Annotated in this window: 23 protein-coding genes; 14 read left to right on the forward strand and 9 right to left on the reverse strand. The window is 37.3% G+C overall.

Annotation, left to right across the window (positions count from 1 at the left end; genetic code table 11):
- The first annotated feature begins 12 nt into the window (after positions 1-12).
- The 4 genes from IO90_RS10995 (at position 13) to IO90_RS11010 (ending at position 4,407) form a co-directional block, all read left to right on the forward strand.
- A complete protein-coding gene (locus tag IO90_RS10995) occupies positions 13-726 on the forward strand; it encodes a phosphoadenylyl-sulfate reductase (protein ID WP_034966429.1) in 714 nt (237 codons plus the stop codon).
- Between the two features lie 18 nt (positions 727-744).
- Positions 745-1,653 (forward strand): sulfate adenylyltransferase subunit CysD, encoded by a 909-nt coding sequence (cysD, locus tag IO90_RS11000; protein WP_034966431.1) that lies wholly within the window; start codon positions 745-747, stop codon positions 1,651-1,653.
- A gap of 200 nt (positions 1,654-1,853) precedes the next feature.
- Positions 1,854-3,092, forward strand: a complete 1,239-nt coding sequence (locus tag IO90_RS11005; RefSeq protein WP_034966433.1) for a sulfate adenylyltransferase subunit 1 — start codon at positions 1,854-1,856, stop codon at positions 3,090-3,092.
- A 16-nt stretch (positions 3,093-3,108) separates the two neighbouring features.
- Complete coding sequence (locus IO90_RS11010; protein WP_081871806.1) at positions 3,109-4,407, forward strand: TSUP family transporter; 1,299 nt, start codon at positions 3,109-3,111, stop codon at positions 4,405-4,407.
- A 170-nt stretch (positions 4,408-4,577) separates the two neighbouring features.
- Here the strand turns inward: IO90_RS11010 and IO90_RS11015 are convergent, their stop codons facing one another.
- Complete coding sequence (locus IO90_RS11015; RefSeq protein ID WP_034966435.1) at positions 4,578-5,093, reverse strand: membrane protein; 516 nt, start codon at positions 5,091-5,093, stop codon at positions 4,578-4,580.
- Between the two features lie 85 nt (positions 5,094-5,178).
- On the opposite strand from IO90_RS11015, the gene IO90_RS19010 reads away from it, so the two are divergent.
- Positions 5,179-5,346 carry a hypothetical protein gene (locus IO90_RS19010; protein ID WP_165570274.1) on the forward strand — a complete coding sequence of 56 codons (168 nt, stop codon included), beginning with the start codon at positions 5,179-5,181 and terminating at the stop codon, positions 5,344-5,346.
- On the opposite strand, the gene IO90_RS11020 is transcribed toward IO90_RS19010, so the two are convergent.
- Positions 5,343-7,253 (reverse strand): ABC-F family ATP-binding cassette domain-containing protein, encoded by a 1,911-nt coding sequence (locus tag IO90_RS11020; protein ID WP_034966436.1) that lies wholly within the window; start codon positions 7,251-7,253, stop codon positions 5,343-5,345. The two genes, IO90_RS19010 and IO90_RS11020, sit on opposite strands and share 4 nt — an antisense overlap.
- 219 nt (positions 7,254-7,472) lie before the next feature.
- On the opposite strand from IO90_RS11020, the gene IO90_RS18770 reads away from it, so the two are divergent.
- Positions 7,473-8,297 carry a carboxypeptidase-like regulatory domain-containing protein gene (locus IO90_RS18770; protein WP_051878564.1) on the forward strand — a complete coding sequence of 275 codons (825 nt, stop codon included), beginning with the start codon at positions 7,473-7,475 and terminating at the stop codon, positions 8,295-8,297.
- A gap of 38 nt (positions 8,298-8,335) precedes the next feature.
- Positions 8,336-9,115, forward strand: coding sequence for an alpha/beta fold hydrolase (locus tag IO90_RS11030; protein WP_081871808.1), 780 nt, complete (start codon positions 8,336-8,338; stop codon positions 9,113-9,115).
- 85 nt (positions 9,116-9,200) lie between these two features.
- Here the strand turns inward: IO90_RS11030 and IO90_RS11035 are convergent, their stop codons facing one another.
- Complete coding sequence (locus tag IO90_RS11035) at positions 9,201-10,061, reverse strand: glycoside hydrolase family 25 protein (RefSeq protein ID WP_081871809.1); 861 nt, start codon at positions 10,059-10,061, stop codon at positions 9,201-9,203.
- Positions 10,062-10,196: 135 nt separating this feature from the next.
- On the opposite strand from IO90_RS11035, the gene IO90_RS11040 reads away from it, so the two are divergent.
- Complete coding sequence (locus IO90_RS11040; protein WP_131450866.1) at positions 10,197-10,541, forward strand: hypothetical protein; 345 nt, start codon at positions 10,197-10,199, stop codon at positions 10,539-10,541.
- Positions 10,542-10,687: 146 nt separating this feature from the next.
- Positions 10,688-11,338, forward strand: a complete 651-nt coding sequence (locus IO90_RS11045; protein WP_034968950.1) for a hypothetical protein — start codon at positions 10,688-10,690, stop codon at positions 11,336-11,338.
- 85 nt (positions 11,339-11,423) lie between these two features.
- Here IO90_RS11045 and IO90_RS11050 read toward each other — a convergent pair whose 3' ends face one another.
- Together IO90_RS11050 and IO90_RS11055 are read right to left on the reverse strand one after the other, a co-directional pair.
- Positions 11,424-12,008 carry a DUF3109 family protein gene (locus IO90_RS11050; RefSeq protein ID WP_034966440.1) on the reverse strand — a complete coding sequence of 195 codons (585 nt, stop codon included), beginning with the start codon at positions 12,006-12,008 and terminating at the stop codon, positions 11,424-11,426.
- Between the two features lie 15 nt (positions 12,009-12,023).
- Positions 12,024-12,929, reverse strand: coding sequence for a DUF6427 family protein (locus IO90_RS11055; protein ID WP_034966442.1), 906 nt, complete (start codon positions 12,927-12,929; stop codon positions 12,024-12,026).
- 42 nt (positions 12,930-12,971) lie between these two features.
- Between IO90_RS11055 and IO90_RS11060 the strand changes: the two genes are divergently transcribed.
- Entirely contained in the window at positions 12,972-13,205 is a 234-nt protein-coding gene (locus tag IO90_RS11060) for a hypothetical protein (RefSeq protein WP_034966445.1), read from the forward strand.
- A gap of 98 nt (positions 13,206-13,303) precedes the next feature.
- Here IO90_RS11060 and IO90_RS11065 read toward each other — a convergent pair whose 3' ends face one another.
- The 4 genes from IO90_RS11065 to IO90_RS11080 all read right to left on the reverse strand — a co-directional run bounded on the left by IO90_RS11065 (position 13,304) and on the right by IO90_RS11080 (position 16,197).
- Positions 13,304-13,747 carry a universal stress protein gene (locus IO90_RS11065; RefSeq protein ID WP_034966448.1) on the reverse strand — a complete coding sequence of 148 codons (444 nt, stop codon included), beginning with the start codon at positions 13,745-13,747 and terminating at the stop codon, positions 13,304-13,306.
- A gap of 102 nt (positions 13,748-13,849) precedes the next feature.
- Positions 13,850-14,458, reverse strand: coding sequence for a fumarylacetoacetate hydrolase family protein (locus IO90_RS11070; protein WP_034966450.1), 609 nt, complete (start codon positions 14,456-14,458; stop codon positions 13,850-13,852).
- A gap of 90 nt (positions 14,459-14,548) precedes the next feature.
- Complete coding sequence (locus IO90_RS11075) at positions 14,549-15,313, reverse strand: 3'-5' exonuclease (RefSeq protein ID WP_034966452.1); 765 nt, start codon at positions 15,311-15,313, stop codon at positions 14,549-14,551.
- A gap of 173 nt (positions 15,314-15,486) precedes the next feature.
- Positions 15,487-16,197, reverse strand: coding sequence for a CDP-alcohol phosphatidyltransferase family protein (locus tag IO90_RS11080; protein WP_034968953.1), 711 nt, complete (start codon positions 16,195-16,197; stop codon positions 15,487-15,489).
- 117 nt (positions 16,198-16,314) lie between these two features.
- Here IO90_RS11080 and IO90_RS11085 point away from each other — a divergent pair, with 117 nt between their 5' ends.
- The 4 genes from IO90_RS11085 (at position 16,315) to rpsU (ending at position 20,552) form a co-directional block, all read left to right on the forward strand.
- Positions 16,315-18,234, forward strand: a complete 1,920-nt coding sequence (locus tag IO90_RS11085; RefSeq protein ID WP_034966454.1) for an LTA synthase family protein — start codon at positions 16,315-16,317, stop codon at positions 18,232-18,234.
- A 164-nt stretch (positions 18,235-18,398) separates the two neighbouring features.
- Positions 18,399-18,815 (forward strand): DUF2147 domain-containing protein, encoded by a 417-nt coding sequence (locus tag IO90_RS11090; RefSeq protein WP_034966456.1) that lies wholly within the window; start codon positions 18,399-18,401, stop codon positions 18,813-18,815.
- A gap of 128 nt (positions 18,816-18,943) precedes the next feature.
- Positions 18,944-19,927, forward strand: coding sequence for a pyruvate dehydrogenase complex E1 component subunit beta (locus tag IO90_RS11095; RefSeq protein ID WP_034966457.1), 984 nt, complete (start codon positions 18,944-18,946; stop codon positions 19,925-19,927).
- Between the two features lie 427 nt (positions 19,928-20,354).
- The gene (rpsU, locus tag IO90_RS11100) at positions 20,355-20,552 is read left to right on the forward strand and encodes a 30S ribosomal protein S21 (RefSeq protein WP_028123384.1); all 198 of its coding nucleotides are present in this window, start codon (positions 20,355-20,357) and stop codon (positions 20,550-20,552) included.
- Positions 20,553-20,627: the final 75 nt, after the last annotated feature.

A 20,627-nucleotide genomic window follows, 5' to 3' on the forward strand; every position in this document is an offset into this window, starting at 1 on the left:
AAAGACCTAAAAATGAACGAGGATTTAAAATCAATCTTTCAAAGCTTAATAGATAATAACATTCAAGATCAATCAATCGATGAAGTCTTGAATCACATTACAAAAATTTTCCCCACAGAAACTTGCTTTTCTACGAGTTTCAGTATGGAAGATCAAGTCATAACTGATTTCGTGAAAAATTCAGACGTCAAGATTTTTACTTTAGACACAGGTCGTCTTTTCGAAGATACTTACAACACTTGGAATCTCACCAGGTCAAAATATAAAGTCAATATCAAAGCTTATTATCCAAATCAGGAAGAGTTAGAACCTTTCATTCAGGAAAATGGGCCCGATTCATTTTACAGGTCAGTAGAAAATCGGAAAGCTTGTTGCAACATCAGAAAAGTTCAACCGTTGAAAAGAGCTTTGGCTAGAAACAAAATCTGGATCACTGGATTGCGTGCAGAACATTCGCCAGATCGGGAAAACCTTCAGCAGTTGGAATGGGACGAATCCAATCAGATTATCAAATTCCATCCGCTTCTGTTTTGGAGCACACAAGAAGTCAAAAATTACATCAAAGAAAAACAAATTCCATACAACATTCTTCACGACAAAGGTTTTGTCAGCATTGGCTGTGCGCCTTGTACTAGAGCAATTCAGCCAGGCGAGGATTTCCGCGCTGGCAGATGGTGGTGGGAAGATGCAAGCAAAAAAGAATGCGGACTGCACGTTCACAAATAACAATTAATTACAATTAAAATGTCAAAATACCATTTGGACTATCTGGAACAGTTGGAGTCAGAGGCCATTCATATTTTCAGGGAAGTTGCAGGGCAATTTGAGCGTCCTGCTTTACTTTTCAGTGGCGGGAAAGACAGTATTACGTTGGTACATTTGGCTTTGAAGGCTTTTCGTCCCGGCAAATTTCCTTTCCCATTGGTTCACGTAGATACAGGTCATAATTTCCCCGAAGTTCTGGAATATCGAGATCAACTTGCTGAGCAGATCGGCGAGAAACTCATCGTCCGAAAGGTGGAAGATACCATCAAAGAAAAAGGATTGACCGAGCCAAAAGGCAAATTGCCAAGCAGAAATGCACTTCAAACTTTCACGCTTCTCGACACAGTAGAAGAATTCGAGTTCGACTGTTGCATCGGCGGTGGAAGGCGAGATGAGGAAAAAGCCAGAGCCAAAGAAAGGATTTTCTCCGTACGCGACGATTTCGGACAGTGGGATCCAAAACTCCAGCGTCCCGAGCTTTGGAACACCTACAATGGCAAGATTCACAAAGGCGAACAGGTGAGAGCTTTCCCGATCAGCAACTGGACAGAGCTGGATGTTTGGAATTACATCCTGAAAGAAAATATCCAATTGCCATCCATCTATTTCTCGCACGAGAGAGAAGTTCTCAATTTTGATAACCAATTCATCGCAATGAACGAGTTTGTGAATCTTGATGAAAATGATGTCGTGACCACGGAAAAAGTCCGCTACAGAACCGTTGGTGATATGACTTGTACCGCCGCGGTCTTGTCCGAAGCCAGTAATCTGGCAGAAGTAATTGCAGAGATCATCACGACCAAAACCAGCGAAAGAGGCGAAACCAGGATAGACGACAGAACCTCGGAAGCAGCAATGGAAGATCGTAAAAAAGCGGGCTACTTCTAATTCAATTATAAAAATTAGGAGCCGGGAACCTGCTGTCCACTATATCTTTTTTGTTTTTTCAGAACGTTGGCATTTCTGATTGACATTTAGTTATAAAAAAACAAAAAAGGATGCCGTTCCCATCAGGGCTATTGAGATATCCAAAAAAATCGTAGTTGCGTAAAATCTATCAACTATCAACCAACAACTGACAACTAAAAATGGACATACTTAGATTCATAACTGCAGGAAGTGTAGACGACGGAAAAAGCACACTCATCGGGAGATTACTATACGACAGCAAAAACATTCTCATCGATCAGATGGAAGCGGTGGAGCGCGCAAGCAAATTCCGAAACGATGGAAGTCTGGATCTCGCTCTGTTGACAGATGGTTTGCGTGCAGAGCGCGAGCAAGGCATTACCATAGATGTGGCCTACAAATATTTCTCCACGCCAAAAAGAAAATTCATCATTGCAGATGCACCAGGTCACGTGCAGTACACAAGAAATATGATCACAGGAGCCAGCAACGCCGCTTTGATCATTATTTTGATTGATGCAAGAAACGGAATCATAGAACAGACGCGTCGCCACTCCATCATCGCCTCATTGCTTAACATTCCAAATGTGGTTGTGGCAATCAATAAATTGGATCTGGTCGATTATTCCGAAGAGATTTTCAATAATATAAAAAACGACTATTCGAAGATGGCAGACAAGCTTTCTTTGAACAATGTGGTTTACATTCCCATAAGCGCTCTGGATGGTGATAACATCGTGGACAGATCAGAAAACTTGTCTTGGTACGAAGGTAAAACACTTTTGGATCACCTGGAAACAGTCGAATTGGAAAATACAATCAATCTTGATAAAGCCAGATTCCCAGTTCAATATGTGATTCGGCCGCAGTCAGAAGAATACCACGATTACAGAGGTTACGCAGGAAAAATAACAAGCGGAATCTACAAAGTTGGAGATGCTGTTACAGTTCTACCTTCTGGGACGGAAAGTAAGATTTTAGCGATCGAAGTCGATCAGAAAAAAGTAGAGGAAGCTTTTGCGCCTCAAAGTGTGATTTTACATTTGGAAGATAATATTGACATCAGCCGTGGTGACTTGATTGTAAAGTCAAACGACCTTCCGAAATTGGAGCAGGAATTAGAAGTGCTCGTTTGTTGGATGGGAGAAAAACCGTTGAAGTCAGGTTCAAAATATTTGATTCAAAACAACACGACTCAAGTCAAAGCAATCATCAAAGACATCGAGTACAAATTGGATGTCAACACATTGGAGAAGCAAGAAGTAGAGCAGGTTTCTCTCAACGAAATCGTGAAACTGAAACTGAAAACCGCCAAACCTTTTGCTTATGATTCCTACAAAGATCTAGCTTCCAATGGCGGTATTATTTTTATAGACGAGACAAGTTTTGTAACGGTAGGCGCAGGTTTGATTCAATAACTTTAATCTCAAAAACTTGAAACCACAGATCTCTTTACCAATTTTCATCAATGCTTCCAACAACAGAATGCTGATTGTAGGTGGTGGAAAAGTAGCAGCCGAAAACCTGAATGATATTCTCCAAAATATCACAGATCCCAATATTACTTTGATTTCTCAAACCATTTCTGAGGATCTCCAGATCTTGCTTAATGAAAATGAATCTGTAAAAGTTATCAAGAGAAAATTTGTCCGCGAAGATTTTTCTGAGGCTGATTTGGTGATCATCGCAACAGAGAATCCAGTTTTTGATCAGGAAATCATATCAATTCTAAAAGAAAATAAGAAACTCTATTTCCTTCCAAGTCAACCTTCAGAAAGCTCTTTTTTCTTGACGAATATTTCTAATATTGAAAATTCGGATCACACTTATTTGCCACTGATCAATGGCGAGAAAAAATGGCGGAGAATTGCGACAGTCTTTTTCTTGGCGTTCGTTCTATTGCTGATTGGAAATATTCTTTCTTTTTACATTGGTGTGAAGGATTTGGAAGTTGCTTATCACTATCTAAATACTAACACGGATGAACGTTTTTTCTGGCTTTTTCTCGTCGGATTTTTGGCTCAATTGATAGATGGAGCTCTAGGAATGGGCTATGGCGTGACTTGTACCGCAGCACTTTTGTACATCGGAATTCCTTTGCCAGCTATCAGTAGCAGTATTCACACGGCCGAAATGTTCTCAAGTGGTGCATCTGGTTTTAGCCATTACAAATTCGGAAACATCAACAAAAAGCTCTTCAAAACTATTTTGATTCCAGGCATTTTGGGTGCTATTTTAGGAGCACTTATGTTGTCCTATTTAGGGGAAAAATACGCTGGGATCATCAAACCGATTCTTGCACTTTACACTTTCATTCTCGGAGTTAGAATTTTGCTTAATGCCTTCAAAAAGAATAAGATCAGAAAGAAAACAAAACGTGTCGGTTGGTTAGCTGGAGCTGGTGGATTCCTGGATTCCTTCGGTGGAGGCGGTTGGGGACCATTGGTAACATCAACCTTGATTTCGAAAGGGAAAACACCGCGTTACGTCATCGGAACTGTAAGTTTAACCGAGTTTTTCGTGACCTTTGCAAGCGCATTGACATTCTTTTCCGTCATCGGGATCAGTCATTGGCAATTGATTGCGGGATTGATTTTGGGTGGGGTTTTGGCAGCGCCAATTGCAGCGAGACTTGCCGGAAGATTACCAATAAAAGCGATGTTCATAGGAGTTGGCGCGTTGGTAATCATTTGGAGTTTGAATGTGTTGTTGAAGACTTTCCATATCATTTAGAATTTGGGCAAATCCCTCGCCGACGACTGTCCATCCTGAGGCCCTCGCAATGCCACTGCTCGGGTCGGGCTGTCCGTTAATATCTTTTTCTCCCAAGCCTTTTCCTTCGCTAAGAAAAAGGATAACCACTACCATCCCTTTTGCAGCTGACGCAAAATACGAAACTAAGCTTATAAAAAAGTCAAAAGCAAAGCAATCGCAATTCCTATTGCCGTAAAGACCATTCCTCTTTTAAAGACTTTCGATTTCGGTGGAAACATCCAAAAGCTTGATAGCACAAAGAAAAACAAACAAACGCCAAAAAATGTATTAAGCGGAGAAAGGGCTTGCTCCGACTTTGCTTTGTGAAGTTTTGTCATTTTATCCCAAACAAAAGGTAATTCCTTCTTCGTGTAATCCGCTTTTCCGGTTACAGAATTATAAATTCCTTCTTTGAAATAAGCAATTCCATTTTCTGTTTTTGTGATCTCGAAATTCTTGATTTTTGTTTCTTCGCCTAATTGTTTTTCGGTCAGATTTTTCTCAAAAACTTTCTCGTAATGATTTTCCTTTTTCAAGAAATCCGTATCACGGTAAACCAAAATCACACCGCTGATGGCATAAACCGCCATAATTCCCGCCATCAAATATCCCAAATAGCGATGAAAGATTCTCATAAAACTTCGGGTGTCTTTTATCTTGTCCATAGCTTTAATTTTAATTAAGCGAAAATATTAGTTAAAATGTAGTAACATTTAGCAAAAGTCAAATACTTATCAATAAATCAATTTGATGCAAAATAGAAAATCAACCAGTTTCACAGTTATCGGATTATTGTTCGTGGTATCAGGCTCTTTTCTGTTTCAAGATAATGAAGTCCTGAGATACGGCTTTTTGATTCTCGGAATACTGATGTTGTTGACAAGTATCTATATAATGGTCACTTCCAAGAAAAATTAATCTTGCAATTCCAACCAGCGCAATTCGAAATTTTCCAATTTCTCTGAGATGCTTTCCAACTCCGCAGAGAATTTTGCAATTTTCTCGTAATCGGTTTCGTTATTCAGTTCGTCGAGGATTTTGCTTCGTTGTTCTTCCAATTTCGGCATTTCCTTTTCAATCGTTTCCAGCTCGTGTTGCTCTTTGAAAGATAATTTCTTCTTTGGCTGTTGGTTGTTGGATGTTGGTTGAGGATTTGTCACAACTTGCACAGTCGATTTTTCTTCCGACTTCTGACTTCCGACTTCCGTCTTTTCTACCTTAGGATTTTTCTCTTCGTTTTTCAGATTCTCGCGATATTCTGAGAAATTCCCCACAAACTCTTTGATTTTTCCTTCGCCTTCAAAAGCCAAAACGTGGTCCACAATTCTGTCCATAAAATAACGGTCGTGCGAAACGATGATTAAACTGCCTTGGAAATTCTGTAGAAAGTTTTCCAAAACCGTCAAAGTCGGCAAATCCAAATCATTTGTAGGCTCATCAAAAATCAAGAAGTTTGGATTTTGATAAAGAATATACATCAAGTGCAATCGGCGTTTTTCTCCACCCGAAAGTTTCGAAATCGGCGAATATTGCGTCTGGTCATCAAACAAGAACAATCTCAAAAACTGAGAAGCCGAAATGGTTTTTCCATTGGCCAACGGGAAATTCTCTCCAATTTCCTTGATGAAATCAATTACGCGCTCATCTTCTTTATATTGAAGTCCTTTCTGCGCAAAATAGCCGAATTTAATCGTTTCTCCAGTTTCAATCTCACCAGAATCTTTCGGTTCAAAACCTTGAATGATATTCAATAAAGTCGATTTTCCAGCACCATTTTTCCCAACAATTCCTACTTTTTCACCTCGTTGAAATTGATAGGAGAAATCTTTGAACAATACTTTTTCACCATAACTTTTATTGATGTCTCGAAGTTCAAGGATTTTGTTCCCCAATCTTTTCATCTCGAAATCCAACGCCAAAGTTTCTTTTCTCGTGTCGGTTTTCGCTATCTTTTCAGTTTCGTAGAAATCATCTTGACGCGATTTTGACTTCGTAGTTCTTGCTTTCGGCTGTCTTCTCATCCATTCCAATTCTTTTCTGTAAAGGTTGTTGGCTTTATCGATTGTTGAGTTCAAGTTGTCCTCACGAATCATTTTATTCTCGAGGTAAGTCGCGTAACTTCCGTTGTGGAGATAGAGATTTCCGTCTTCCATTTCCCAAATCTTGTCGCAAACTGCATCCAGGAAATAACGATCGTGCGTCACAAGAAGCAAGGTGATTTTCGCTTTACTCAAATAAGTTTCCAGCCATTCTACCATTTCTACGTCCAAGTGGTTGGTCGGCTCATCCATAATCAACAGTGTGTGGCGATGTTCCGCTCTGGTTTCTGTCAATAGTTTTGCCAACGCAATTCTTTTGATTTGTCCACCGGAAAGCGTTCCCATTTTTGCTGACAAATCTGTAATTTTCAGTTGGGAAAGAATCTGTTCCATCTCATTTTCCAAATCCCAAGCCTTATGGATTTCCATCTCAGCCAAAGCCGTTTCCATATCATCCGGATTTTCCGAGGTCAGAGCGTGATGGTATTTCTTCAAAGCGAGAATTGGCGCAGAATCCAAAGTCATCATAAACTCTTCCACAGAAAGTTTCGGGTCAAAATCAATTTCCTGGTCAAACAAAACCACCTGAATGTCTTTGTTAATGACGACTTCACCGCCGTCCGCGATTTCTTTTCCCATCAGGATTTTCAGGAGTGTGGATTTTCCACTTCCATTTTTGGCAACGATGGCAATTTTGTCGCCTTCGTTCACGTGGAAGGTAATATTTTTGAACAGAACTTTGACGCCGTAAGATTTGCTAAGATTTTCTGCAGAAACGTAATTCATTTTTATGAAGGATAAATGATGGATGTTATTTGAAGGTGCAAAAATAAGGATTTGAAAGTCGAAAATGCTATGAAACAAAATTATTAACAATTTAAGCTAGTCACTAGTTGATTTCTTGAAGCTATTTTGAAAAAATTAACAAAACACTTAGCTCATTTAACCTTTTCTTGAGATAATTAAAATGGGAAATTTCAGATGTTTGCAATCAAATTAAACTCTATGAGAAAACTCAACTTTCTGTTTGCCATCTTCGCATTCGTATCTTTTCACGCGCAAACCATTTCCGGAACCGTCCTTTCAAAAGAAGATAACACACCAATTCCTTACGCTAAAATTGGAATTATGAACGAAGGTTCTGGAATTCAGGCGGACGAAAACGGAAAATTCCAAATTCAATTGGACAATGTTTCGAAAGATAAAGAATTGATAGTCTCCGTTCCCGGATACAAACAGTTTCGCAGTTCGGTAGAAGACTTTGCAAAACAGAATCCTTACATTATTTATTTGTACGAAAAAGTCACCAATATTCAGGAAGTTGTCCTCGTTCCCAATAATTACAAAGACAAAAATCTGGGCGTGAACAGCAAATCGAAATCTGTGATGTTTACGCCGAATATCGAAAAAGGAAATTCAGTCGTAGAAGAAACTGCGGTTGAGTTCAGCTCCAGCAAAAAACTAAAAATCACCAAAATCAATATCAATTTTTCCAGATTCGAAGCTACGACGCCCATCAAAGTTCGTTACACGATTTATGATGAGAAAGATGGAAAACCGAACAATCTGATTTTAAATAAAGATATCATCGCTACCATTGATAAAGATAATTTGGATAATTCTACTTTTTCTGTGGACGTCAGCAATGAAAAAATCTGGCTTCAAGGCAAATTCTTCGTCGGGATTCAGTTTATTGGACAATCGGATGGGAAAGTAGCTTTGAGTGGGGCGCTTTTCAGATCGGGATACTACCGTTCATTTTATGGGAATTGGGAAAAGATCGGACTGGCAGCACCAGCCATCAACATTGATGTGAAAGTGAAAAAGTAGTTTGATTTATTTCTACATTTGACCATTAATCAAATCCAATGAAAAAAATAATATTCTTAGTCTTATTATGTAGCTGCATTTTCGGCATTGCCCAAGTTTCAGATTTTGGTAAAAATGAAAAAGTGGGAAAAGTACTTCATTTGAAAGATGCCGATATCTATTACGAAGTGTACGGAAAAGGCGAACCATTATTTTTGTTGCACGGAAACGGTGGAAGCATCGACGCTTTTAAGAAAGAGATTCCGGAGCTTTCCAAGCATTTCAAAATAATTGCGATGGACACGCGCGCTCAGGGCAAAAGTACGGATACTTCGACTGAACCATTAACCTACATTAAGTTCGCTGATGATGTAAAAGCTTTGGCGGATGAATTGAAATTAAAGAAAATCAATATTCTCGGCTGGAGCGATGGCGGAAATACGGCAATTGAATTTGCAATCAAATATCCAAAGAACATCAATAAAGTCATCACAAGCGGCGCCAACGTTTTCCCAAATGGCGTTGGAGAAAGTGAAGTCGAAAATATGAAAAAGGACGCAGCGAAAATGAAAGCTGAAAACAAACCTGAACGTGACATTCGCTTGCTTCAATTGATGATTGATGAACCAAAAATAACCATGGAACAACTCAACCATATCAAAGCGAAAGTTTTTGTTTTAGCAGGAGAAAATGATTTGATTCTGCGTACGCATACAGAATACATCGCCAAAGAAATTCCTAATTCCAAATTGAAAATCTACAAAGGTGCATCACACGGCGTCCCGATAGAAAGAGCGGAAGAGTTGAACAAAGATGTGATTGAGTTTTTAAATAAATAAAAAAATATAAACACTTCGACTCCGCTCAGTGTGACATTTATAATACTAATCGTCTGTCAGTCTGAGCGGAGTCGAAGACCTTTGTCTAATCAATCGTCAGCATTTTCAAACTCCACAGATTTCCATTGTAAATATCCAGATCTACTTTGGTATTGATGCCATAAACAATTCCTTTTTCGGAGAATTGCCAAAACTGCCATTCATCATCTGGCGAAGGCGAAGGAACATCATTGTAATTGGCTAGCCAAAGCGGATAATCATCAAATTCACCTTTCAAATAGTCTTTGTAAAAGTGATAGTAGGTGTAGATAATTGGTTTCTCACCATAAGTTTCCTCCATTATCTTGATCCAAATCTTAAGGTCGGAAATCAATTCTGCTTTCGTTTTTTTTCTAGGTGCTTTTTCAATGTCGAGAATTGGAGGCAAATCTCCGGATTCCAATTTCGCAACAGAAAGAAAGGAATTGGCTTGCATCACTGGATCTTCGTCGGGTCTGTAAAAATGATAGGCACCTCGGATCAGATTGTGTTGTTTTGCGGTTTCCCAAAAATGGTCAAAGTTTTTGTCAAGTCTTTTGTTTCCCATACTTGCACGCAGAACTACAAATTTCAAAGGAATTGTTCGGTTGCCAATGCTGAGACTGTCCCATTGGATATCTTCTTTTCTTTGATAATGAGAAATGTCAAAACCAAAAGTTTGATTGGAATATAACCCCACGATTTTGTCGATTCTTGCTGTTTCTTTTTCAGAATTAGTAAGATTTTTGTGCTCGAAATGTTTTCCTAAATAATAAGAAAAATAATAATTAATTTTTTGTCTCAAGTAAAAACCAGTTCCTAATAATGCTACGCAAAGTATGATCAGAAGAATCCAACGCTTTTTGATAAAAGCATTTTTTCTTTTCTGATGAATTTTTCTTTTCGTAGTTTGGGTAGATTTCGACATTTGATTTGCAAAAATATTGTTTTTCCTTTTTGAAACGAAAGAGAAAATATTATTTTTAATAATTAAAATTTAGCTTAATTTTTTTGGCGTGCTTTATGCTATCATTGAAACATTAATTATAAAATAAAAAATCAGATGAAAAATAGATTATTAGCATTGGCCTCAGTACTATTCGTAACTGTTGCAATGAATGCTCAAACAGTAAAACAAGAAGTGAAAAAAGATGCAAAAGCTGTTGGAACCGCAGTTGAAGACGGTGCAAAAGCAACAGGCGAAGGCGTAAAAGATGGTGCAGAATGGGTTGGCGACAAAACTAAAAAAGGTGCAAAAGCAACCAAAAAAGGAGTAAAGAAAGGTGCAAAATGGGTTGGAACTACAACCAAAAAAGGTGCAAAAGCAGTAGAAAAGACAGCTGTCAAAGGTGCTGACGCAGTGTCAGACGGATACAAAGACGTAAAGCAAGATCTTAAAAAAGATTAATGATATTCCAAAGACTTCAGAAATTGAGGTCTTTTTTTGTAACATTTTGATAAAAATGGTCACTAATTAAAGGAAATGTTTCAGAAATGAAACCCAATTATTTTAGAAATTTAACTACTTTCGTTCAAAGGAAAAATTTAAAAAAAATGAAGAAAATTATTATGACGTTTGCACTTTCTGTTTTGATGGTCGCAAATATGGCAGCTCAGGCGGTTCCAACAGCAAAGCAAGTAATTGACAATTATATTACAGCTCTTGGAGGAAAACAGAAATTGGAATCTGTGAAAACACTTTCTATGAAAAATTCCATCAGCGTGATGGGAATGGAAATGGAAGGAAAAACAATCAAGAAAGACAACAAATTCAAATCCAGCCAATCTATGATGGGGCAGGAGATGGTGCAGGTTTTCGACGGTGAAAAGGGTTTTGCTAACCAAATGGGACAAAAAGTAGATTTCCCAGCAGATCAGGTTGAGAAGTTGAAAACTGCAAAATTGATGGATGCTCTTGGTTTGGATGCTGCAAAAATCAAAACAGTTGAGAAAACGGCAATTGATGGAAAAGATTATTTCGTTCTTTCTTCAGATGAAGGCAAATCTTATTTTGATGCAAAAACAGGATTGCTTTTCAAATCTGAGAATGAGAAAGGAAATATGATCATCAAAAAATATGCAGATGTTGACGGAATCAAATTCGTAGAAGAAATGTCCCTAGACGCCGCTGGACAACAAATTGAAATCAAAAATACAGATATCAAAATCAATCAGCCAGTTTCTGATGATGAGTTTAAACTTTAATTAGAACTTCTAAATTATAAAAAAAGGATTCAAATTTTGAATCCTTTTTTTGTCTTATATCTTGAGTTTCAAATCTCGAGTCTGATTAAGAATTATATTCCTTTTCCCATTCTTCGGCTGCATCACAAAGGGTTTTGTAAAACTCTTCGCCATATTTTCTAATCAGAGGTTCTTTCAGGAATTGATAGATTCTCACTTGCAATTCTTTTCCCAAAGTACAGGCGTCATTACAGATTTCCCATTCGTGATAGTTGAGCGCGATGAAAGTTTTGTAGTCATTAACTCTGATAGGATAGAGATGACAGGAAATTGGTTTTTTCCAATCAACAACGCCATCTTCGTAGGCTTTTTCGATACCACATTTTGTTGTGCCTTTCTCATCAAAAATAACATAGGCACATTCGCTTCCGTTTACCAATGTCGTTACGTAACCGCCGTCATAAGGATCCACGACCCAAGTTCCTTGTTCCTCGATGGCTTTCACGCCTTCTGGTCTAAGATAAGATTTTATTTTTGGGAAAATCTCCTCAAGAATTGGTAATTCATCCTTGTCTAATGGTGCGCCAGTGTCGCCGTCTACGCAACAAATACCTTTGCATTTGGTAAGGTTGCAGACGAAACTTTCTGCAAATATATCTTCGGAAATCAGTTTGTCATCTATCTGAATCATTCTTCATTTATTATTTTAATATTGTGCAAAATTAGCAATTTTAAATGCTGCAAGTGTAAAAACTATGATCCAAAGTCCCAATTCCTGCATCCAGTATTTGGGAAGGAAACGCAACATTCGACTGATGATGATGCTTACAGGCAGGGCTAGAAGCAAAAGATAATCGTAATTATTTCCCATATAGAAAATAATGGTGATCAATTGTGCTAGGGAAAAAACCAGAACAAAAGTATATTTGTAGCGGCTGATCGGGCTTTTCTCATTGTAATGTTTGAAATGATCTGAGATTGAAAAGATGATCATCAAAACAATCGGAATCAAAATGTACAACGGATAATATGTTTTCAACATTTCAAACGATGTGGAAAATGGAAAATATTTGCTGTCCCAAGTGGTGTAATGAATGAGATACATCACGCCGAAATAACTCAAAACAATCAAAATAGCGCCGTACAAAAGTCGAAACATATTGAGTCCAACTCTACCGGATGTTCCAATAATATGGAAAATCACAAAGACAGCCATTGGCCAGCTCGGCGGGAAAAAGAGAAATGTGAACGATAATATAGCGCCGACGAGCATAAAGGAACTTTTTCTAAGTTGATCATTCTGACTTGTTAAAATCAATAATAAAATTGAACTCATCAAAAAAGTAACGCCCAATCCCAGATCAATTGTTCCATCGTAGAAGGATGCAACAAAGAGAGTGTAAAGAAAAAGTGGAAGATGGGAAAACTGGTTGAGCGCAATCGCGTTGAATAAAAAATATCCCAAGCTAATTCCCGTGAATGTAATTATTATCGAAATCAAGTCTATGTTTTTGAAATCTAATAAGTTAAGTGATAGGAATATCAGAAACAAGAATCCAATGTAAGCCGGAACAGAAAAAATATTGCTTTCTTTTGAAAGTAATCGAAACATTTTTTATAAATTTGTGCAAAGTTAATTTAAAAAAAGAAAAATATGACATCTTTCTGGTTAGCATTAAGTGCAGCTTTCAAATGGTCTTTCGGATTTTACACACTTTTTGGCAATGTGCTGAATTGGGTGTTATTTCTTGTAGCAACAGGGTTTTTCTGCTACTGGTGTTATATTTTGGTAGTGACTTTGGGCGGACAAAAAGATAAGGAATATTATTCTCCAACGGAAGGTAAGAATCCATATTACGATCCAAAAATTTATAAAAACGAAGGTTAAATAAATTGATTATATAATAAAAAACCCGTCTTGTTGCTAAAACGAGACGGGTTCTTTTATTTTTAAATCCTGATTTTCTTGAATCCTAATTCTTAATATCACTCTTCGTCGTGACAAGGAACAACTAAAACAGGAATTTTGGATTTTTTGGTAATTTCTTTGGTCAAACTTCCGATGAAAACGTCGTAGACACCACTTCTTCCGTGTGACCCAACTACGATGTAATCAGCATTCTGAGCATCTGCAAATTCTAAGATCGTATCACCGGCGATGCCTTGTTTCAAAATATGATTACAAGTAACACCTTGAGCAACAATTCTTTCTTGAAGCTTATTCAGTTCTTTTAATTCATATTTGATTTCGTTTTCCTCTACTTCAGGGAAATATTGGAATCCCATATCACCAATTACAAAACCAATATCTGTTGCGGCAACATGAATCAAATGAATTTCGGCATTGATGTCTTTGGCGAAATTAATGGCATAATCTACCAATTTATTTGAACTGTCGGAAAAATCTACGGGTAAAATAATTTTTTTCATAATCTAAGTTTATAAGCTACAAAGTACAAAAATTTAGCCATTATAAAAAGAATTCAACTGATAACCGTCAACTATTAACCAACAACCATCAACTAATTCTGACTACTGGATCTTTAAACTGAACAATTTTTTATCTTCCAAAAAAGCTTCCAGCAGATCATTCTCAGAAACCTTCCCAACACCTTGTGGCGTTCCTGTGAAGATCAAATCGCCAACTCTCAAAGTGAAATATTGAGAAGCAAAAGCAATAATATCCTCGGGACTGAAAATCATTTCGCTCGTGTTTCCGTCTTGAACTTTCTCATTGTTCTTGATTAATGAAAATCCAAGATTTGTCAAATCAAAATTTTCTTTCGAAACAAAATCTGAAACCACCGCCGAACCATCAAAACCTTTTGCCAATTCCCAAGGTAAACCTTTATTTTTCAGCTTGGATTGCAAGTCTCTCGCCGTGAAATCCAATCCTAAACCAATCTCGTCATAGTGGTTTCCAGCGTTTTCTTTTTGAATATATTTTCCACCTTTTGAGATTTTCAAAACCACCTCCAATTCGTAATGGATGTCATCAGAAAATTCAGGAATGTAGAAATCCGAGCCTTTTTTCAAAATGGCGGTGTCAGGTTTCATAAAGATCACTGGATCTTCCGGAATGTCATTTCCCAACTCTTTGGCGTGCTCGCCGTAATTTCTTCCTACGCAGATTATTTTCATAATATTAATGTAACAATTTATCACTAGAACAATGTAACAATCTTTAATTTCAAATTCTTACGCTATTCGATTTTCACAATGGTAATTTAACTAAAACCTAGATTTCAGCTGGATTTTTGTAAATATCTTCTTTGTATAAAGCGGAAAATCAGCGCTTTGAAGCCATCCATAATAGCCAATATCTTTTTGGAAAACTTCCTTTACAACTTGGCCTTTATATTTCCCAAAAGCAAAAATCTCTTGGTCTTTGTCATTAAAATGAATCATTCCAGCCAGATCCGCAAACTTGCTGTGGAAAGAGAACTCACTCAGGCCGGCAACTTCATTCGGCAAATCTTCGTAATGTCCAACTTGCGCATCCAAAACTTCGAAAGTCGCCAAAACATCGGCTTCAGCAGAATGTGCATTTTCCAAAGTTTTTTGACAATAGAAATTGTATGCTGCGGAAAGATTTCTTGGTTCCATTTTGTGATAAATCGTTTGCGCATCTACCAATTTGAACTTGCTCAAATCGAAGTCCAAACCAGCACGCAACAGCTCTTCTGCCAAAAGTGGCACATCAAAACGATTGGAATTGAAACCTCCCAAATCTGTTCCCGAAATCATCTCCATGATTTTCGGTGCGATTTCTTTGAAGGTTGGTGCGTTCACAACATCTTCATCGTAGATTCCGTGGATGGCGGACGATTCTTTTGGGATTGGCATTTCTGGATTTACTTTCCAGGTTTTGCTTTCTCGGGATACGTCCGGATTGACTTTCAGGATGCAGATTTCCACGATTCTGTCTTTTCCGACGTTGGTTCCCGTCGTTTCCAGATCGAAAACGCATAGTGGTTTATATAGTTTTAAGTTCATTATTTATAAATGATTATTGATGAATGATTATTGATGAATTTTTTGTTCTCGCAGATTTGTCAGATTAAGCAGATTTTTCTAAAATAAATCTGCAAAATTTGCTTAATCTGCGAGAAATATTTTTATAATGTTATGATTTTAATAACTTCGGACATCTGACTTCCAACTTCCGACTACTTCAACTGTTTTTGAAATATCAATGAAATCAAAATGTAATAGATGATGACCAAAGGAATTCCGACTGTTTTGAATATCAATAAAATCAAAATTCCGCCAATCAGCAAAGCCAGTTTTGGATAATTATCTTTTAATTGTTTCGATTTGAATTTCATCGCAATCATCTTAATTGGACTAATCAAAAGCCAAGAAGAAACAATGGTTAAAATCAGTAGGTAAATTTCATTCTCGAATAGAAAACTGAAAGCGCCAGTTTCTTTGAAAGCATAAAACAATCCGAAAATCAAAATCGTGTTGCTTGGCGTATTCAAGCCTTTGAAGTAATACTTCTGGTCATCATCCAAATTGAAAATGGCCAGTCTAAGACAAGAGAAAAGTGTGATAATGAAACCTAAATATTTTATCCACGGCATAAATTCGGGAAGACCAGAAAACGTCAAGTGTTCCAATGCAACAAACATTGTAATCCCAGGCAAAAATCCGAAACTTACCATATCTGCCAACGAATCCAATTGCCCGCCCAGATTACTGCTGGAATTCATAGCTCTTGCAATAAAACCATCGAAAAAATCGAGAACCAATGAAATAATAATGCAAATCGCCGTCGTTTGATAATCGCCCGAAATAAGGTGAACAATCCCAACGCAACCCGAGAAAAGATTCCCTAAAGTGAATGCGTTGGCAAGGTTGTTTTTGATGAAATTCATATCACAAAAATAGGAAAATAGTTGGAGGATGGAGGTTGGAAGACGTAAGTTTTTCAGGTGTGTGGAAAAACTTCCATCTTCCATCATCTGACTTCCCACTTTTCGTAATTTTGCAAAATGAAGAATTTGAGAGGGCAGGAAGTTTTGGCCTTGTTTTACAGACTTTTTTTGGTGTTTTTCTTTTATCAACTTGCGAGATTCCTGTTTTGGTTTTTCAATCGTGAATTGGTGGAGGTTGATGGAATTTCCGAATATTTCAAGCTTTCTTATTACGGAACTGCGTTTGACACAACTGCGATTCTTTATGTGAACTCGGTTTTTATTCTGTTAAGCATCATTCCGATAGTCATTAATAAAAAAAAGAATTATCAGAAATTTCTGTTTTTCTGGTACTTCATCACGAATGGAATTACCTACGCTTTCAACTTTGGCGACATTATTTATTATAGATTCAGCCAAGCGCGATTGACTTCTGCGGTGTTTTCCGTGGCGAAGAACGAAAGTAATATTGGAAAAGTCTTTTTCAATGCGGTTTTGCAGAATCCGTTTGTGATTGTTTCTTTTATTTTAATGATGCTCTTGTGGATTTTCCTTTACAAAAAATTGAAAGTGGAAGAGGAACTACCGATGAATTTAATCAAATATTTTGCCTCATCTGTTGCGATTTTGTGTGTAACTGCACTTTTAGTGGTTGGCGGAATCCGTGGCGATTTCAAACATTCCACAAGACCGATTAATTTGGTGGATGCCAACAAGCACGTCAGCAATCCTTTGCAGGGAAATCTTGTTTTGAATAGTGTTTTCTCATTTTTCAGAACTATTAATACAAATAATTTCAAGCTCGTTAGTTATGTTGATGAGAAATTCATTAACCAAGAAATTAAACCTTATAAATTATATGAAAGGGAAGTGGAAGACAAGCCAAACGTTGTCATTTTCATTATGGAAAGTTTCGGAAAAGAATATTCTGGAGCTTTTAACAAAAATACAGACATCAAAGATTTTGTTTCCTACACGCCATTTCTCGATAGTTTGGCAAATGAAAGTCTGATTTTCACCAATGCGTTTGCGAACGGAAGACAATCCATCCACGGAATGAGTTCTGTTCTCGCGGGAATTCCGAGTTTGACGGATGCTTTCACGAGTTCGCCTTATTCCAATCAAAAAATCCAATCGATTGTTTCGGTTTGTAATGATTTGGGCTATGACACGAGTTTCTACCACGGCGCGCCAAATGGCTCGATGGGTTTTCAAGGTTTTGGGAATATTTTGGGTTTCAAACATTATTTCGGAAAAAACGAATACGATAATGACAAGGACTTCGACGGAATTTGGGCAATTTGGGACGAACCATTTTTTCAATATTTTGCTAAGAACATTGGGAAAAAGCAACCGTTTATGTCTACAATGTTTTCCGCTTCGTCTCACGACCCATTTAAAATTCCGGAGAAATATCAGAATAAATTCAAATCTGGACCATTGCAAATCCACATTCCTATTCAATATACAGATTATGCTTTGAAGAAATTCTTCGAAACGGCGAGCAGACAACCTTGGTATCAGAACACGATTTTTGTTATAACTGCGGACCACACCAATCAAATCCATTATAAGGAATATCAAAAAGCGATGAACAGATTTGCGATTCCACTTTTATTTTTCTCTCCAAATCCAAAATACAATTTGAAAGGAATCGATGACCGTTTCGCCCAGCAAATCGACATTTACCCAACTTTGGCTGACTTGCTTGGTTACAACAAAAAAATCAGAAGTTGGGGCAGAAGTTTGGTTTCGGACAAGGATGAAGATCATATGATCATCCATTCCGATTCCATCAATGAGCAAATTGTGATAGGAAATTACGTCTACATTTTTGATGGAAAATCTGTGACGGGAATCTATAACAAAACAGATCTGGCCTTATCCAAAAATCTCTTCAGCAAAAACCTTAATCCAGAACAAAAACTCGGAATCCTAAAAACTAAAGCTTGGTATCAGGATTATATGGATCGCGTCATCAACAGAAAACTGTATTAAGATAAAGGTGTTTAAGATTAGAAAAATCTGTCAATTGGCTTTATTTATGCTTTGGATAGCAAATAATTCTTGTTTGTTTAAAATTAATTTATATTTTTATCAATATTAATTTAACGTTAACAACGTAACTGTATCAAACAACAAACAAACTTAAAATAAAGACAATGAAAAAATTACTTTTAACATTTGCCTTATCATTCATCGGCGTTCTTTCATTCGCTCAGATCGAAGGAAAATGGAAAACCATCGATGACGAAACCGGAAAACCAAAATCCATCGTAGAGATTTCCAAAGATTCCAAAGGGAAATACAACGGGAAGATCGTACAACTATTGATCAAACCAGAAAATGCGAACTGCGTAAAGTGTAAAGATGATCGCAAAAACAAACCTTTGGTAGGTTTAGAAATCATCCGCGGACTTTCAAAAGATGGCAACGAATTCTCGGGAGGAACCATCACCAATCCAAAAGATGGAAAATCTTATAAAACAGAAATCGTGAGAGAAGGAAATGAATTGAAAGTTAAAGCAATCATCCTAGGAATTGCGGTTAAGACTCAGACTTGGCACAAAGTAGACTAACTAAAAATTATGATATAAAGCAGGCTTCCAATTGGAAGCCTTTTTTGTTATGCAGATAATAAAAAAATTAATACTTTTGTACTTCGAAATTAAACAAAGAACATTTTCATAATCAATATTACATTATAATGAAGGAATATACATTTCGTGAAGTAATTGCTCAGGCTATGAGCGAAGAAATGCGTAAAGACGAATCCATTTTTCTAGTAGGAGAAGAAGTTGCAGAATACAACGGTGCCTACAAAGCGTCCAAAGGTATGCTGGCTGAATTCGGAGAAAAAAGAATCATAGATGCACCAATTGCGGAACTTGGATTTACAGGGATCGCTGTAGGCGCAGCAATGAACGGGAATCGTCCGATCGTAGAATATATGACTTTCAACTTCTCTTTGGTTGCGATCGATCAGATCATCAACAACGCAGCGAAAATGTACCAGATGACAGGTGGACAATGGAATATTCCAATCGTTTTCCGTGGTCCCACAGGTTCAGCAGGTCAGTTGGGTGCAACACACTCTCAGGCTTTTGAAAGCTGGTACGCCAATTGTCCAGGTCTCAAAGTGATCATTCCTTCCAATCCTTATGACGCAAAAGGCCTTTTGAAATCTGCGATCCAAGACAACGATCCAGTGATCTTTATGGAATCTGAGCAGATGTATGGTGACAAAATGGAAATTCCAGAAGAGGAATATTACATCCCGATCGGAAAAGCAGACATCAAGAAAGAAGGAAAAGATGTGACTTTGGTTTCTTGGGGTAAGATTATGAAAGTAGCTTTGCAAGCTGCAGAAGACTTGGAAAAAGAGGGGATCTCTGTAGAAGTGATCGACCTTAGAACGATCCGTCCTTTGGATTACGACACAATTCTGGAGTCCGTAAAGAAAACAAACAGATTGGTAGTTCTGGAAGAATCTTGGCCATTTGCAAGCATCTCCACCGAGATCACTTATATGGTTCAGCAGAAAGCATTCGACTATTTGGATGCGCCGATCAAAAGAATCACTACGCCAGATGCATCAGCGCCATATTCAGCGCCATTGTTCGCAGAGTGGTTCCCGAAAGTGGAAAAAGTGAAAGAAGAGATCAAAAACGCTCTTTACATCAAAGCATAAAACAAAACTCCCGGATTCATTCGGGAGTTTTTATTTAATAGAATATTTTAGGAGCTTGATCCCGCTTTCCGTTGCAATCTTTTTTGCAAGACGATTTCCCTCTAAAGAGAACTTTCGGTAAACGCAAAAAAGGATTTCCACTGCAATCGGGGCTAGGGGATTTGTCATCCAATCGACGATTGAACAAAATCAAATGATAATTACATCTGTAAATTTGCGCAGTCTGTGAGATGATTCAAAATCTTTGATGAGTTTTACGTCTTTGCGAACCTTAAAATATTTTCAATAATATCAAGAAATCTAAGCGGACTTTGCGTTCAATACTATTTTTAAATATTTGTCAATTAATTTTCTTAAAATAATACGCCAAAAATTTGCGAATTAATAAATAATTCATATTTTTGCAATCCAAAATGAGATGTAATATATGTTAATAATTCCAGTAAAAGACGGAGAGTCTATCGACAGAGCTTTAAAAAAGTACAAGAGAAAATTTGATAAAACAAGAGTTGTAAGAGAACTTAGATCAAGACAACAATTTATCAAGCCTTCTGTAACTTTGAGACAATCAAAACTTAAAGCAGCTTACAAACAAAGAAACGCAAGCATCGAAGAACAAGCTTAAGTTCTTTTTTGCAAAACATAAGAAAAATCACTTCCGAATTTCTATATTTGGAAGTGATTTTGCATTTATAGAACT

Origin of the sequence: Chryseobacterium sp. FH1, assembly GCF_000735135.1 — a bacterium.
GTDB lineage: Bacteria > Bacteroidota > Bacteroidia > Flavobacteriales > Weeksellaceae > Epilithonimonas.

What these genes read in the sequence shown, in the direction of transcription:
- IO90_RS10995 (WP_034966429.1), top strand. Translation starts at nt 13, where the DNA reads ATGAACGAGGATTTAAAATCAATCTTTCAAAGCTTAATAGATAATAAC.
- cysD (WP_034966431.1), top strand. Translation starts at nt 745, where the DNA reads ATGTCAAAATACCATTTGGACTATCTGGAACAGTTGGAGTCAGAGGCC.
- IO90_RS11005 (WP_034966433.1), top strand. Translation starts at nt 1,854, where the DNA reads ATGGACATACTTAGATTCATAACTGCAGGAAGTGTAGACGACGGAAAA.
- IO90_RS11015 (WP_034966435.1), bottom strand. Translation starts at nt 5,093, where the DNA reads ATGGACAAGATAAAAGACACCCGAAGTTTTATGAGAATCTTTCATCGC.
- IO90_RS19010 (WP_165570274.1), top strand. Translation starts at nt 5,179, where the DNA reads ATGCAAAATAGAAAATCAACCAGTTTCACAGTTATCGGATTATTGTTC.
- IO90_RS11020 (WP_034966436.1), bottom strand. Translation starts at nt 7,253, where the DNA reads ATGAATTACGTTTCTGCAGAAAATCTTAGCAAATCTTACGGCGTCAAA.
- IO90_RS18770 (WP_051878564.1), top strand. Translation starts at nt 7,473, where the DNA reads ATGAGAAAACTCAACTTTCTGTTTGCCATCTTCGCATTCGTATCTTTT.
- IO90_RS11030 (WP_081871808.1), top strand. Translation starts at nt 8,336, where the DNA reads ATGAAAAAAATAATATTCTTAGTCTTATTATGTAGCTGCATTTTCGGC.
- IO90_RS11035 (WP_081871809.1), bottom strand. Translation starts at nt 10,061, where the DNA reads ATGTCGAAATCTACCCAAACTACGAAAAGAAAAATTCATCAGAAAAGA.
- IO90_RS11040 (WP_131450866.1), top strand. Translation starts at nt 10,197, where the DNA reads ATGAAAAATAGATTATTAGCATTGGCCTCAGTACTATTCGTAACTGTT.
- IO90_RS11045 (WP_034968950.1), top strand. Translation starts at nt 10,688, where the DNA reads ATGAAGAAAATTATTATGACGTTTGCACTTTCTGTTTTGATGGTCGCA.
- IO90_RS11050 (WP_034966440.1), bottom strand. Translation starts at nt 12,008, where the DNA reads ATGATTCAGATAGATGACAAACTGATTTCCGAAGATATATTTGCAGAA.
- IO90_RS11055 (WP_034966442.1), bottom strand. Translation starts at nt 12,929, where the DNA reads ATGTTTCGATTACTTTCAAAAGAAAGCAATATTTTTTCTGTTCCGGCT.
- IO90_RS11060 (WP_034966445.1), top strand. Translation starts at nt 12,972, where the DNA reads ATGACATCTTTCTGGTTAGCATTAAGTGCAGCTTTCAAATGGTCTTTC.
- IO90_RS11065 (WP_034966448.1), bottom strand. Translation starts at nt 13,747, where the DNA reads ATGAAAAAAATTATTTTACCCGTAGATTTTTCCGACAGTTCAAATAAA.
- IO90_RS11070 (WP_034966450.1), bottom strand. Translation starts at nt 14,458, where the DNA reads ATGAAAATAATCTGCGTAGGAAGAAATTACGGCGAGCACGCCAAAGAG.
- IO90_RS11075 (WP_034966452.1), bottom strand. Translation starts at nt 15,313, where the DNA reads ATGAACTTAAAACTATATAAACCACTATGCGTTTTCGATCTGGAAACG.
- IO90_RS11080 (WP_034968953.1), bottom strand. Translation starts at nt 16,197, where the DNA reads ATGAATTTCATCAAAAACAACCTTGCCAACGCATTCACTTTAGGGAAT.
- IO90_RS11085 (WP_034966454.1), top strand. Translation starts at nt 16,315, where the DNA reads ATGAAGAATTTGAGAGGGCAGGAAGTTTTGGCCTTGTTTTACAGACTT.
- IO90_RS11090 (WP_034966456.1), top strand. Translation starts at nt 18,399, where the DNA reads ATGAAAAAATTACTTTTAACATTTGCCTTATCATTCATCGGCGTTCTT.
- IO90_RS11095 (WP_034966457.1), top strand. Translation starts at nt 18,944, where the DNA reads ATGAAGGAATATACATTTCGTGAAGTAATTGCTCAGGCTATGAGCGAA.
- rpsU (WP_028123384.1), top strand. Translation starts at nt 20,355, where the DNA reads ATGTTAATAATTCCAGTAAAAGACGGAGAGTCTATCGACAGAGCTTTA.